The organism is Stieleria tagensis, from assembly GCF_024129865.1.
Lineage (GTDB): Bacteria > Planctomycetota > Planctomycetia > Pirellulales > Pirellulaceae > Stieleria > Stieleria tagensis.
In genome coordinates this window covers 19,423-33,000 of sequence record NZ_JAMYFE010000007.1, presented here as the reverse complement: position 1 = coordinate 33,000, position 13,578 = coordinate 19,423, and the positions used below count along the sequence as shown (strand labels likewise).

The 13,578-nt window shown below is 57.9% G+C and carries 8 protein-coding genes and 1 pseudogene; 8 read left to right on the top strand and 1 reads right to left on the bottom strand.

Annotated features, from left to right (window positions below; all coding sequences use genetic code 11):
* Positions 1-21 precede the first annotated feature (21 nt).
* From trmD to NHH03_RS00300, 8 genes and pseudogenes are all read left to right on the top strand, one after another.
* Positions 22-853, top strand: a pseudogene (gene trmD / locus NHH03_RS00335) (tRNA (guanosine(37)-N1)-methyltransferase TrmD).
* Positions 780-1,133, top strand: a complete 354-nt coding sequence (gene rplS, locus NHH03_RS00330) for a 50S ribosomal protein L19 (protein ID WP_253153609.1) — start codon at positions 780-782, stop codon at positions 1,131-1,133. The pseudogene trmD and the gene rplS overlap by 74 nt, the downstream one beginning before the upstream one ends.
* A 369-nt stretch (positions 1,134-1,502) precedes the next feature.
* Complete coding sequence (locus NHH03_RS00325; RefSeq protein ID WP_253153608.1) at positions 1,503-1,973, top strand: YraN family protein; 471 nt, start codon at positions 1,503-1,505, stop codon at positions 1,971-1,973.
* Complete coding sequence (locus NHH03_RS00320; protein WP_253153607.1) at positions 1,970-2,557, top strand: transglutaminase-like domain-containing protein; 588 nt, start codon at positions 1,970-1,972, stop codon at positions 2,555-2,557. Before NHH03_RS00325 ends, NHH03_RS00320 begins: the two co-directional genes overlap by 4 nt.
* A 184-nt stretch (positions 2,558-2,741) precedes the next feature.
* Positions 2,742-4,025, top strand: a complete 1,284-nt coding sequence (locus NHH03_RS00315; protein WP_253153606.1) for an outer membrane protein assembly factor BamB family protein — start codon at positions 2,742-2,744, stop codon at positions 4,023-4,025.
* Positions 4,026-4,127: 102 nt separating this feature from the next.
* Positions 4,128-4,643, top strand: coding sequence for an RNA polymerase sigma factor (locus NHH03_RS00310; RefSeq protein ID WP_253153605.1), 516 nt, complete (start codon positions 4,128-4,130; stop codon positions 4,641-4,643).
* A 76-nt stretch (positions 4,644-4,719) separates the two neighbouring features.
* Positions 4,720-9,147, top strand: coding sequence for a VWA domain-containing protein (locus NHH03_RS00305; RefSeq protein ID WP_253153604.1), 4,428 nt, complete (start codon positions 4,720-4,722; stop codon positions 9,145-9,147).
* 197 nt (positions 9,148-9,344) lie between these two features.
* Complete coding sequence (locus tag NHH03_RS00300) at positions 9,345-9,695, top strand: Rpn family recombination-promoting nuclease/putative transposase (protein ID WP_253153603.1); 351 nt, start codon at positions 9,345-9,347, stop codon at positions 9,693-9,695.
* A gap of 134 nt (positions 9,696-9,829) precedes the next feature.
* Here NHH03_RS00300 and NHH03_RS00295 read toward each other — a convergent pair whose 3' ends face one another.
* Positions 9,830-13,330, bottom strand: coding sequence for a hypothetical protein (locus NHH03_RS00295; protein WP_253153602.1), 3,501 nt, complete (start codon positions 13,328-13,330; stop codon positions 9,830-9,832).
* Between the last annotated feature and the right edge of the window lie 248 nt (positions 13,331-13,578).

Genomic DNA, 13,578 nt, shown 5'->3' with positions numbered 1-13,578 from the left:
TTGTTCCGGGAGAATTGATCCGTGCGATTTGACATCGTCACCCTGTTCCCGGCGATCTTCGACGGTTACCTGACGCAAAGCTTGTTGGAAAAAGCGATCCAGAAAGGTCTGGTCGAAATCCACCGACATGATTTGCGTGATTGGGCCGCCGACACGCCGCACCGCAAGGTGGATGATCGACCGTTCGGTGGCGGACCCGGCATGTTGCTGCAAGTCGATGTGACGGTGCCCTGCATCGAAGACGTCGATCAAATGGTGCAGACGCCGGCCAGAAAAATCCTATTGACGCCGCAAGGCAAACGATTCGACCAGCGAATGGCCGAAGACTTGGCGGTCAGCGACCGAGTGATGTTGTTGTGCGGTCGCTATGAAGGGTTCGATCAACGAGTGATCGACCTGTTGGAACCAGAGGAGGTGAGCATCGGGGATTTCGTTCTCAATGGAGGCGAAGTCGCAGCGATGACGATCATCGACGGCGTCGTGCGATTACTGCCCGGTGTGCTCGGTGATGAAAACAGTAGTGTGGATGATTCATTCAGCCGAGGAAATCGGTTGTTGGAGTTTCCACAGTACACGCGACCGAGAGAATTTCGCGGGCACAGCGTGCCCGAGGTTTTGTTGAGCGGTAATCATGAAGCGATTGCTGCCTGGCGGACCGAGCAAAGTCGCAACCGAACGAAACAGCGCCGAGCCGACTTGCTCGACCAAGAAGACAATTAACAAACCACCTAGCCGGGCGCGCCTGTCGCGCACGTTAAACCAAAGAAGAAGAGAGAGCGATGAGCCAAGCCATCATGGACAAGGTCGAAAAGACCTCGATCAAAGAAAACCCGCCGAAGTTCGAAATCGGTGATACCGTTGACGTTCACTTGCGAATTTTGGAAGGCAACAAAGAGCGGATCCAAGTTTTCACCGGTGTCGTGATCGCGATTTCGGGCAGTGGATCCAAAGAGATGTTTGTCGTTCGACGCATCGTGGCCGGTGAAGGTGTGGAGCGTAAATTCCCCATCCACAGCCCCCGCATCGAGAAAGTCGAAGTCAAGCGCAGCGGTGTCGTACGACGCGCCAAATTGTACTTCTTGCGTGGTCGCGTCGGCAAAGCCGTTCGTTTGAAAGAACGTCGTCGTTCGTAAGCAACGCCGCGTGGCAAACGAGAGGCGTGAGTTTTGACGTTGCGATTTCTCAAGCCCAGCGGGCGGCACATGTACTGCCGGCGGCGTAAGTCGCCGAATCAATAAGGAATGAGCCCCCCATAGCCCGGAGGGCGACACAGTCATCCAGCACCGCTGCGTGAAAGCTTGTGTCGCCCTCTGGGCTGGCAACTAAATCACTTGAATTACCGGCGGCTCACACCGCCGGCAATTCGTGTATCGCCCTCCGGGCTGTTAAAGCGCAACTTCAAAACTCACGCGTCGGGTTGTAATAAAACGCAACTGAAATTGCGTCCCAGCGCCGCTTTCTAGCCAAGGTCTGCTTCCTCCCACCACAGGGGCGCCGGCGCTATGCCCAGGCTTCCGCTTGCCAGCACGCTCGGCCGGTTGCACGGTCGTTATCAGGATTGGCGGTACGGTCGTGTGGATCCGCAGGCGCCGATCGGGCGGCAAGGCGAACAGGTCGCCGCGCGATTGTTGCGACAAAAAGGGTTGGTCGTGATCGCCGAAAGCGAGTCCGACCGCGGTGGTGAAATCGATGTCATTGCCGCCGACAAGCGAACTCGTACGATGGTTTTTGTTGAGGTCAAAACGCTGCGGACGCTTCGTCCCGGTCATCCAGCCGATCGAGTGGACGCGAACAAGCAAACGCGGATCACTCGTGCTGCACTGCGATTTCTCAAACGTCGCAATCTACTAGGGACGCCCTGCCGGTTTGACGTGGTCGCGATCTGGTGGCCCGATGGATCGCCCCAGCCGACCAAAATTCAGCACTACGAACATGCCTTTGAAGCCGCCGGTGAGTTTGATTTGTGGTCGTGAATCCCGATGACTATCTAGGCGTCTGTAGTGTGATTGATCACGACGCCGCCGAGATCCGGCGCGTGGCGGTGCAGTTGTGTGGTGCAGATGCAATCGACACAGCGCGGCGCTGTTTCGAATTCGTGCGTGACCAGATCCGTCATAGCAGCGATTTTCAACTGAACCCCGTGACCTGTCGCGCCTCGGACGTGCTGATGCACGGGACGGGATACTGTTATGCCAAAAGTCATCTGTTGTGCGCGCTGTTGCGAGCCAACCGAATTCCCGCCGGGATGTGCTATCAGCGGCTGACGGTTGCCGGTGACCAACCCCCGTTTTGTCTGCACGGATTCAACGCGGTGTATCTGCCGCCGTGGGGTTGGTATCGCATCGACCCGCGAGGCAATCGTGACGGAATCGACGCGCGGTTTGATCCACCAACGGAGCGACTTGCGTTCACCACTGATCATCCGGGGGAAATCGATCTGCCGGGGATCTACGCCCAGCCACTTCCCCAAGTGGTGGCCTGTTTGACCCGCCACAACAGTTGGGGCGCGGTTTACCGGGATTTGCCAGACGTTGACTGCACGGCCCGCAGAAGCTGACAAGCATTGCCATTTTTGTTGTCTGTTTTGAACGTGGTGCGTTTGCGATTCAATGGCTCACGCGACGCACGCCTGCTATCGTTGATTGCTGTGTTCCGTATTCGAGGAATCGGATCCGCTATATTGATCTGTTCCTGTCGTTTCTTCTGATCCATGGTTTCCCGCCTCAACCATTTGACTGTCGATGAATAAGTTTGCTGCGATTTTGATGACGATCGTGCTGTTGCCGGGAATGGTTGTGGCTCAGAATGCGGATTGGCCGCAGTGGCGTGGTCCAAATCGGGATGGCCATGCGGCACCGCAGCGGTTGCTTCAGCAATGGCCCGACGGCGGCCCGAAATTGGCCTGGAGTGCCGACGGTTTGGGCACCGGATACTCCGCGGTTTCGGTCGTCGGTGACGATGTGTTTACGATGGGTTCGATCGACGGCCAGAGCGTTGTGGTCTGTTTGTCGTTGACCGATGGATCGGTGCGTTGGCAGACGGCGATCGGTCGCGCCGGCCAAGGCGAAGATTACAACACCGGTTGGGGTGATGGGCAACGCGCTACGCCAACCGTTGATGGTGACCAGGTGTTTGTGTTGTCCGACATTGGCACGATTGCGGCGCTTGGCAAGACCGACGGCGTCATCGCGTGGCAAGTGGAATCGGTCGACGACCTTGGTGGGTCGATTCCCAACTGGGGCTATAGTGAATCGCCGCTGGTCGATGGAGAACGCGTGGTGGTGACCCCGGGCGGCAGCAACTTTATGGTCGGTTTGGACCGGCGCACGGGCAAGAAAATCTGGTCGACTCAAGACGTTGATATCCCGGCGCAGTATGTCTCGGTGATCAAAGGCCGCTTGGGCAAACAATCGTTTTATGTCACTGCCAGCGAGCCGGGTGTGTTGGCGTTTGATGCCGACAGTGGCAAACAACTGTTCGCCGATTCGGCGACGGGGAACAAAGTGGCAGTGATTCCGACGCCGGTTTTATCCGGTGATCTGCTGTATCACACCAGCGCCTACGGGGCTGGCAACACACTGCTGAAACTGCGCGAAACCGATGACGGAATCGCAGCCGATCCGGTTTACGCGTTGACCTCGAAAACCATGGAGAACCACCACGGTGGTGTGGTGTTGGTCGATGGAGTGATCTATGGATTGACCAAGCAAGCTCGTGGCAATTGGATGGCGCAGCGTCTGGAAAGCGGCGAGGTCTTGTGGCGCGAGTCGGCCGGCGAGAATCGCAGCGGTTCCATTTGTTATGCCGACGGCCGGTTGTACTGTTACGGCGACGCCGACGGATCGGTGACGTTGATCGAAGCCGATCCGAGCGGTTGGAACCAGCGCGGTCGGTTGACGTTGCCCGCGCAGACCCAGATCCCGCGCAAGTCCGGCGCCATTTGGACGCACCCGGTGGTTGCAAATGGCCGATTGATCATCCGTGACCAGGATCTGATGTATGCCTATGAGATCGCTGCGGAGTGAAATCGCGGCGGCGGAAAGACTTTTTGAAAATTCTTGGGAAGTCTTCCTAAGAACAACGGTTGGCGGGTGTTTTGTGAATAGACACAGAACAACAAGGCGACGATGGCGGACCAACACGGCAGCGAAAAACAAAGCTGGGTGCGGGATCTGGTGCGGCTGCATCAATCACCGCTGATCCGTTATGCGCGGTCGATTGTTCGCGACGAACATGCCGCCCGCGACATCGTCCAAGAGACTTTTTTGCAATTGTGCAAACAGTCGCCCGAAGGACTCTCTGGCCGCGAAGTCGCTTGGCTGTTCCGTGTCTGTCACAACAGCGCCCTGAACCGCTTGCGGAAGGAACGACGGATGACTCATAGCACCGAAACGGCGGAGTCGGCGGAGATCAGCAATGACCCTTCGCTGGCGATGGCCGCCCAAGATGACCGCAGTTGTGTGCTGCGGCTGATCGAAGAGTTGCCGGAGAACCAACAGCGGGTGATCCGCTTGCGATTTCATTCGGGACTGGCCTATCGCCAAATCAGCGAGGCGACGGGTTTAACCGAAGGCAATGTCGGCTACTTATTGCATACCGCACTGGGCAAATTGCGAGAGCAGATGATGCGACTGGAGACGTGATCGGCAGTTTTGTCGGTCGTGTCCGAAGTGGCTGGTTGATGCATGTGCTTTCAATATTTGTCTGGGGAATGAATCGATGATTGATAAAAATGATCCTCGCCTGACGGCGTACTTATGCGACGAATTGCAGCCCACCGAGCGGGCGGAAGTCGACGCGGCGATCGAGCAGTCGGCGGAGCTTCGGCGGCACGTCGACGGGCTGCGGGAAACAATGGCTGCACTGCAGAGTGTACTGGCTCCCGGGGCCGACGACGATTCTCAGGCCGCTGCTGATCGTTTGACTGACCAGCAATTGGCCGAAGTGGATGCTGCCGCGGCAGCGTCCGGCGCAAACGTCACCACAGCACTGCCACAGGGCGAATCAAGTGGGCGTGCGACCTGGCGGCGATTGGCGATGGCGGCATTGCTCTTGTATGCCGTCGGAATTTCTTTCTTTGCCTTTCGCAGACCCGTCGCGTTACCGGTGACCATGAGCGGTGTGCCCACGGTCCATGAATCTTCGGCAAATCAGCAAGCAGCGGACAAGCGAGAATCCGAATCGCTACAGTTATCTGCAGCGGATGCCGCGACGTCGGACTCACCGTCGGAAGCGATCATTGAAAACCCCGCCGGCCGAGGCGAGGGCAGGGGAGGGGCCGTCGAATTGGGTCGGCCGGCGGCGACCCTGGCCTATTCGCCAGAACTGAGTGACCGCATCGATCAGCCGGCTGTGCAGCAACTGCGGACAGAATCGTTTGCCCTCGATTCACCGGCCACTGCGCTGGCGCCAGCCACTACACCAGCACCAGCACCAGCGATGGCAGACGCTGAGTCCGTTGAGTTGCGGCTCGCCGCGCCGCGAGAGCCTGTTCCGCAACAGGCGACCCCACAACGACCGCGTGAAATGTCCAGGCGTTATCGCAGCCCTCAACCCGCCGGCCCACCGCAGGCGGATCCATCCTGGGACGAAGCCGAGGTCGAAAATATGTTCGGTGTCAGTGGAGGGAGCAGTGCCAATGCGACCAGTCGAGGTGCAATGGCGATGGATGGCGTGCAGCCGATGAATGACATGTACGGATCTGATGAGTTGAATATGGAGATGGGGATGGACATGATGATGCGAGGGGGGATGGCAGGTGCCTCGCAGCCGGAAATCTCAGCACGCTCGCCCGTGGCTGCGGAAAGTCAATTCTTGGGGTTCGATAGAGCGCCTGAATTGCAATCGGAAGCGGAGGCTGATGTCAATCGAGAGATGCAGACTGAACTGTTTGAATCTGGCGCCCGGCAGTCTGGTGACTCTCTCGGTCTGGAACGTGGGCGAGCGCAGTTGCGACGGTCGCAACCCCGATATGCTGCTGTCCAGCCGCCCAGCGCGGCGATCGACGAAGCATCGCCCACCGACGAATTCGCATCGCCGGCTGTGGACTTTGACGTGGATGACCCTCAACCGGTCCAGCAGCAGCTGAGCGAGACCAGGCGTACCCAGGACGCCGATGCAAAACGTCAGCTGGCCAAGGGAGGCTCGGAAAGGCGCCTGTCTGAAAGGAAGGAATCGGAAGCAACACCGAAGCCCTGGAAACCGGCTTCGGCGGCCACCAACCGGGCTCGGCTGAGTATTGGACAACACGACGACTTGCTGTTGGCCGCTCGCGACACCTACGTCCGTATCGACGGTTTTCGAGCCCGTGTGATGTTCGATCTGTATTACTACAACGACCGGGCCCAACAGCTCGAGGGGCAATTCCTATTGCGATTGCCCGACGATGCCGCGCTGCACTATTTTGCGTTCGGGCCGACCAACCTGAGTGTGCCTCGGGCATCGCCGGCGACCCGAACGACCGGTAAGCCGGGTGAAGAGACCGACGACGCTGCCGTCGACAAGGTTTCTCAAGCGGTGTCGGCGCTGCGCAAGCAGACCGCATCGATCGGATCGGACTTGGCGCGGCGGGCGCGGGATCCCCAGTACAAATCGGAATCCAATTCGACCTTTGCTGATGTGAAAACGGCCTATGTTGCTCCGCGACAAAAAGCGGCGCTGGCCTATGAGGAAACCGTTCGCCGCCGCGTCGATCCGGCCTTGGTCGAATGGGCCGGTCCCGGCATCTTTCAAACCAAAGTCTTTCCGCTGATGCCCGGCAAGTTGCATCGAATCGTTGTCGGCTATGACGTCACCTTGGCCGACGTGGCAGATGACGATGGCGGATTGGATCGATTGTTCCAGCTGGACTTGCCGGAGGATGAAGCCGGCGGACGAGTGGAGTTTGACATCGTTGCGGCAGCCGGAACGAGCGCCACGATCACGCCGGATACGGATCCGTTTGTGTCCGGCGGCCGCGCGTACTATCGATTCGAGGACGCTGCCCCCCGCGACTACACGGCACGCCTGTCGGGAACCGAATCGGTCGTCATCAAACATTCTGATCCCGCCGGCGGTGATTACTTTGCGACCCGTGTGATCGCAGATTTGCCGCAGCAGGATGCCAAGGTCGACAGCCGCCGCGCCGTGTTCCTGTTGGACACGTCGTGGAGTGATCGCCCGGAAGCGTTTTCCAAGCGGTTGGCGCTGTTGGAACAGATCCTACGCCGCAATCGAGACTCGATCGATCAGTTCGCGGTACTGATGTTCAATGTGCAGCAACGCTGGTGGCAGGAACGGTTCGTCGCCAACGATGATGAAAGCTTGACGGCGTTCCTGACGTTGGCCGACGATTTGGCCTTGGAAGGAGCGACCGATCTGCATGCGGCGTTGGTGGAAGCGACGGCGCCGCGTTGGAGCCGGCCGACCGACAAACCACAGCCGCGGGCAAACTTGTTTTTGCTAAGTGATGCGGCGGCGACCTGGGGGGCGACGGATTTGCCAACACTGGCCGGAACGCTGCGTCAATCATCCGCTGAAAACGCTGGCGGTGCTCTGTTCACGTATCCGTTCGCCGGTCAACCCAGTGATCGCGCGGTGATGCGATTGTTGGCCGACGCCAGTGACGGGGCGGTGTTCACCGTGGCCGACGCCAACGAATACGAAACCGCCGCGGTGGCTCACCGCAGCCGTCCCTGGAAATTAACGACAGCCTCGGCCGAGGGAGCTGATGAAGTCTTGATTCAGGGCGGATCCAAAACGATCTACCCAGGACAGCCCTTGGTCGTCGCCGGACGCGGCCCGTTGCAAGGACCGATCGAACTGGTGTTCCAGCGTGGCAGTGAGTCACAGACGGTGACGATCGATCCCAAATTGGAGGTCAAATCCCCGGCTGCGGCCAGACTGTACGGTGGCATCGCGGTCGACCAGTTGGAACCGTATTCCACGGAACTCGAAGAGATCACCGTTGCATTCGCGCGCCACTTTCGTGTGCCCGGACGGACCTGTTCGATGGTGATGTTGGAATCGGAACAGGATTATCAACGGTTCGGTGTGAATGTGGCGCCGGAGGAAGACCAGTTGGTGATCGCCAGCACGTCGGTGTCTGCGGTGATCGATGCCCAACAAGTAAACGACACCACCGCATCCGCAGCTTCGCGAGATCGATTCGTCGACTGGATTGAATCCTTGCAGTCGGCATCGCTATTGAAGCCATCGACCGCGCTGCGGTTGGCGGTGGATCAAATGCCGGCCGACTCGTTTGGCTTCTTGCCGCGACCGTTGCAGTGCCGCAGTTATTTGAAAAGCGAGTTCGAGCCAAACTATTTGGACGAATTGGCGATCGACACGCCCAGTTTCGAAGGGGTGATGTCGGCCGCGGACCAGATGCTGATTCGCTTTGGTGCCGATGACGCGATCAAAGTTGCCAGCACGCTGGTGGAAGCCAAACCATCGGATATCGACACCTTGCGCAGCGTGGCTTTTCGGGCGCTCGAGTGGAATCGCGGCGATCAGGCCGTTCCGTTGCTCTGGCGAATCGCTCAGGCCCGACCCTACCAGCCGCAATGTCTGATGTTGCTGGCACGAGCATTGGCCGAGTCCGGCGAAACTGATTCGGCAGTTGTCTGTTACGAATTGGTCAATGGTGGAAATTGGAACGAGCGTTGGTCCAGCGCCCCGCAAATCGCCAAGGTTGAATTGCTGAATTTGCTGGAGCAGATGGATGCCGACGACGGCCAGTTATCCGGTTACGCCCGCGCCCGGTTGCGTCAACTGCGCACGCAAGTGGCCGCCCAGGGCGTGGACGTCAGTGTGATCATGCATTGGAACACCGACCGTACCGACGTCGATTTACACATCATCGAACCCAGCGGAGAGGAGTGTTTCTACAAGCACAAATCGACGGCGTCCGGTGGTCAGATGACGGCCGACATCACGCAGGGGTTTGGTCCCGAGATGTACACGCTGGCGACCGCGCCGAGTGGCGAGTACAAGGTCCAGGCCAGGTATTTTCGATCGGATCAGAATCGTACCAGCGCACCGACCGAAGTCCTGGTCACGCTGGTTCGTGATCTGGGGCGTTCGTCTGCAAGTCGACAAACAAAACGATTCACCTTAAGCGGCCAGCAGGAGAAGCAGTCCGTGCTGCAGTTCCGCGTGAAGGAATAGTCCACCTATCGTTGAGTCTGGGTTGTAGCAGAACAGGTATCCTAGCGAACAGCGTCGGTTAAACCGCTCGGGAGACGGAACGTCCGACACCGTTAGGCTCTCGTCGGTTAAACTGCTGAAGTGAGTACCATCCGGACACAGATAATAGCCTTGAGTCAGACCCGATCTGCCAGTGGATTCACTTTTTCCGATTTGCGGTGTCTTCCACTCCAGACGAACTTCGTCGTCTGTTACCTGATCCGGTCTTTACCGAAGCGATAGGAGTGTTGGAAATGATTGCCCGAAACCCAGAAGAGAAACGATACTACGAATCCCGTTTGAAAATGCAACGTGACGAACAAGCACGTCTCGAAGCCGCAGAGGCCCGCGGTGAGGAACGTGGTGAGGCCCGTGGTGAGGAACGTGGGAAGGCAATCGGTCGCGTTCAGCTTTTGCAATCACTTGTTGGAAATCACGAATCAACTGTTGATCAGTTGAGAACGCGAACTTTGGACGATCTCGCTGCGATGGAACAAGACTTGAAGCGGCAACTTCGCGACCGTGGCTAAGGCAAAGGTGTGACTTTAGGGGACACTTTTTTATAACGAATCAGTGTCGTAGCTGGATCCGCCAGGATTCAGTCGATCTGAACCCGGGCCGGCAGGGCTACGGGGAGCACTGTTAGTGAATCTTTCAATGATGCTTAGCGAAGCACCGTTTTGATTAACAACTTTGATTCACCTTGGACGGGGACGGTGGGGCCGTCGCCGAGGGCGATGGTTGCGGTCACGGTCAGTTCGGTGTCGTTCTCGAAAATCGGCGTGGCGTCTTTGCCAGATGCCTGGACCGCGTTACATAGCCAGGCCATGTAAGCACCCAGACTTTTGGTTAGCGTTCCGGAGGTGCCAACGGCGCTAACCAATTGCGGCAATCCGATCGAGTACGACGTGCCGACCGAGGTCACGTCTTCAAAAACGATCGGCGGCAATTGGTTGCCGGCATGCATCGGGTGCAGGGTGATCGTCGCGGTCTCGGTGTTGCTGGTCAGTCCGTTACCGGCGGCGACATCAATGATCGCCAGTCCGCCGTCGGGTGTGATCAGTGGGGCCGCCGGTACGTATGCATCGTCTTTGATTTTCAGCGGCACGATCACGGTTGCGGAGGAATTGGCCAACACCGGGGCGCAGAGGTTCGTGTCGCATCCACAGTGGTCTTTACGAATCACCGGGATCAATAGATGACCGCTGACGCCATACGGCGTCGCCACATGTGCATCGATGAATCCGCGATAGCTGTTGACCGATTGTGGTTGATCGTCGCGGTCTTGGTAGACGATGCCCAGTCGTTCGTCATCGACCACTGGCAGTCCACGGGGAAGAGTGACCTGCATGATTTGTCGGCTGAGCAATGACAGCGACTTGGGGGCCTTGGTGCCCGCGATCAGCTTCGTTTCATGGACACTGAAGTTGTCGCCAACCAGAAAGAACACTTGGTCGTCGACGTCGGGGTCATACCCGGGACTGCCATACCAACCCAGCAGTTCGGGGCCCAATTCACGAGTGCCACTGCTGAAAATTTCAAAGCCGCCCAGCGTATTGGATTCTGGGATTTGACAGCTGAGTGTTTGCAGGGGCAATTCGCGATCGAGTTGAGCGACGCGCCGTAGCATGCGATCGGTTTCGCCGCCACGATAGAGGTCCGGACGGCTGATACAGGTTTCCGCGGCGATTCGCATTTGCGTGATCGCGCGGCTGAGTTCGGTGATTTGCTTCATCGACAGTGCCGAATGCGAGGGTTTGTCCAGGCGGAACCAATTCGTGCGCGTATCGAGTGTGACGCCACTGATGAAGGAGGGCGCCAGGATCACGGCGATACACTCTCGCATCCCGGGTTCGAGTTCACGTTCGCGTAGTAGTTGGCGATCGGTCGGTCCGCCGACGACCAGATCGCGTAGCAGGGTGACGGCGTTATTCTGGACGGCGGCCGTTTGGAACCGCGGGTAGAAACGCCAACCAAAGGTGTCTTCGCCGTGTGCAAATCCGACGACGGTTCGATTGACATCGATGGTTGCCATGTCACGCTGCAACTGCCGGACAAATCGCATCGCGCCGTTGGCGCCGATCTCGCCACTGGCAACCGCGATCGCCGTTGCAAATTGCATTTGTCGATAGATGGATGCCGAATCGGCAATGTTCTGTTCGGTGACCATCGGATCGATCGTAAAGATCTTGAGCGGCCAGCGAGCAGTGACATAGGCGTTAAACGCGTCGCGGGCTTGCGGTGACGGATCGGGCCCATAGAAAGTCAGCCACTGCGACGGTTCAACGCCGCAAACCTGGTCGATTTGGTATTGCTGCATGTCATCGATCAGCCGGTCGTTCAGCAATCGGGACAGCACATAGATGCCCCAGACCAGCGTTTCGCTAGCCCGGTGTGATTGGTCGTCCGCCAATTGATCCATCACCCATTGGCGCCGTTGGGCGATTTCCTGTTCACGTCGTAGTCGAACGAGATCTGAAAAGGGTAGCGCGTCGCCGGAGACATCCATTGACGTCCACAGGTGTTGCATCGGTGGTCGCGACAACATTTCATAGGCCGCCTGGATTTCCTCTCGCAAAAACGATTGCATGTCCGTGATGTGCACGATTTCACGATTCAGCAAATTGCGCCGGAACGCTCGATGGGATTCAACGGCCAGATGCCCGAGTGCTTCGATCCCGTAGACTTCGATCAACTGGGTCGGCGGAACTGGCATCTGCGAACGCCGCGTCAGCGAGTTGCCGTCGCTGACGATTGCACTTTCTGAAGCCAAGAAGTTCTTCAGCCCGGCGGTTAGCTCTTGGATTTGGTGAACCGGCAATTCCAGGCTCTGGGCAGCGTTTCGTTCGGGTGCTTGGTCAAGTGCTTCAGATTCATCGACGGTCGGTTGCTTGGATCCGTAGGTGTCGCTGATCTGTTGGAATTGGCGTTTAGCATTGCTGTAGGCGTGATCGGATACGGACATGACCATTGGCATGGCAGGCACCAGTTCCGTGTCAGACGGCTGGCGTTGCACCATGCCGGCATGTTTCTGGCTGTCGACTTGATGCTCTAGTTTTTCGAAATAGCCCACCAGTTCATTGAACTCGTCGATGAATCGCGGGGCCGATTGGAAATCAAGGCGGCCTTGAACCACGAATGCGTTTGGCATCAGGCGAAAGAATTCGAATCGAGTGATGTCCAGGCCGTTTTCGTTGGCCTTGGCAATCAGATAATCGATCAGTTCCGGATCGTCCGTCACCAGGTAGCCAGTGGACAGCAGCGCATTGAGTTTGCCGATGGTTTGTTCGTAGCGTTGGAAATGATCTAGCAACTCGGAAACAAATTGAGGGTCACTGTTTAGAAATCGGGTCAGCGGCAGTGCGAGTTGGTCGATCAGGTCGTTGACGACTAGGTCACGGTAGAGTGACGGCAGCAGATCTTCGCCGAGTTGCATCGATGCAGAAACGGTGATTTCGGCGCCATGCCCCTGCTTGCTGTAGGTGCCCGGTAACACCGAGATCGGCAATCGCACCAAGTTGATGCTGTAGCCGGGCGAATCCGAGGTGTCATCGCCTTCGTTGATTCGCCGCAGTTCCGAGAGATGATCCAAGTAGCGTTTGTGCTGGTCCAAGACGGCGGTCTGTTCCAGTTTTAGCGCACCTGCGAACAGGCTTGTGCTATCGCTGGAGAGTCCGAATCCACCGACCAGCGGATCGTTTTGCATGTCGATGCTAATACTGGTTTGCTGGCTGGTTCCCAGCAGGTTCGTAGCGTCGGGAGCATTGGTGCCGGAACCGACGCCGACGGCCGCTGCCAACAGCGCTTGATCGCGGACGAACGAAGCGCCGCTCAAGCGGTTTTCGTCGAACTGGCCGACCTCATCGGAGAGTTGTTGTTCCACTTCCTGGCGGTACTTGGTCAGTCGAGCTTCGCCCCAGACGTCGGGACTTTTGGCGACGATGGTTCCATAGCGATCGATCTGGTGTTCCAGCCAGTCGATGTTTTCGGCCAGGGTTTCAACGGCGTTATCTTGGCAGGTCGCAGGTTTTTTGCCGTGCCCGGCGAGCGGGTGGACGATCCGCTGCAACCAGGGCGGCCCGGCGGTGGTCGGTCGTGCGGCGAAACTGAGCGCGAGGCAGAGCAGGGCACTGGCGGCGAAGCAAAAAATTGATCGGTTCGTCATTCGCATGGTTCCGCCTGATTTCAAAAGTCACGTTGTTGACGGTGCCGCGCTGCTTGGAGCCAATCGCACAACCGTCACCATCGTTTCCTTCGGGAGATGGTCAGGGTTCCCCCCCGTTGAAACCTCGTCGGAGAGCGAAGTTCAAACCGGCCAGCCGGGTCAATCGCTAGGACCGGTACAGTTTCCAACTGAATATTCGTCTACTCAATTCAGTCCCGGTCCAGCTTGGGAGATCGCTCAATGCCCGG

Bases quoted from the DNA above. Each gene is read 5' to 3' on its own strand.
- rplS (WP_253153609.1), top strand. From the start codon at position 780: ATGAGCCAAGCCATCATGGACAAGGTCGAAAAGACCTCGATCAAAGAA.
- NHH03_RS00310 (WP_253153605.1), top strand. From the start codon at position 4,128: ATGGCGGACCAACACGGCAGCGAAAAACAAAGCTGGGTGCGGGATCTG.
- NHH03_RS00315 (WP_253153606.1), top strand. From the start codon at position 2,742: ATGAATAAGTTTGCTGCGATTTTGATGACGATCGTGCTGTTGCCGGGA.
- NHH03_RS00325 (WP_253153608.1), top strand. From the start codon at position 1,503: ATGCCCAGGCTTCCGCTTGCCAGCACGCTCGGCCGGTTGCACGGTCGT.
- NHH03_RS00305 (WP_253153604.1), top strand. From the start codon at position 4,720: ATGATTGATAAAAATGATCCTCGCCTGACGGCGTACTTATGCGACGAA.
- NHH03_RS00295 (WP_253153602.1), bottom strand. From the start codon at position 13,330: ATGACGAACCGATCAATTTTTTGCTTCGCCGCCAGTGCCCTGCTCTGC.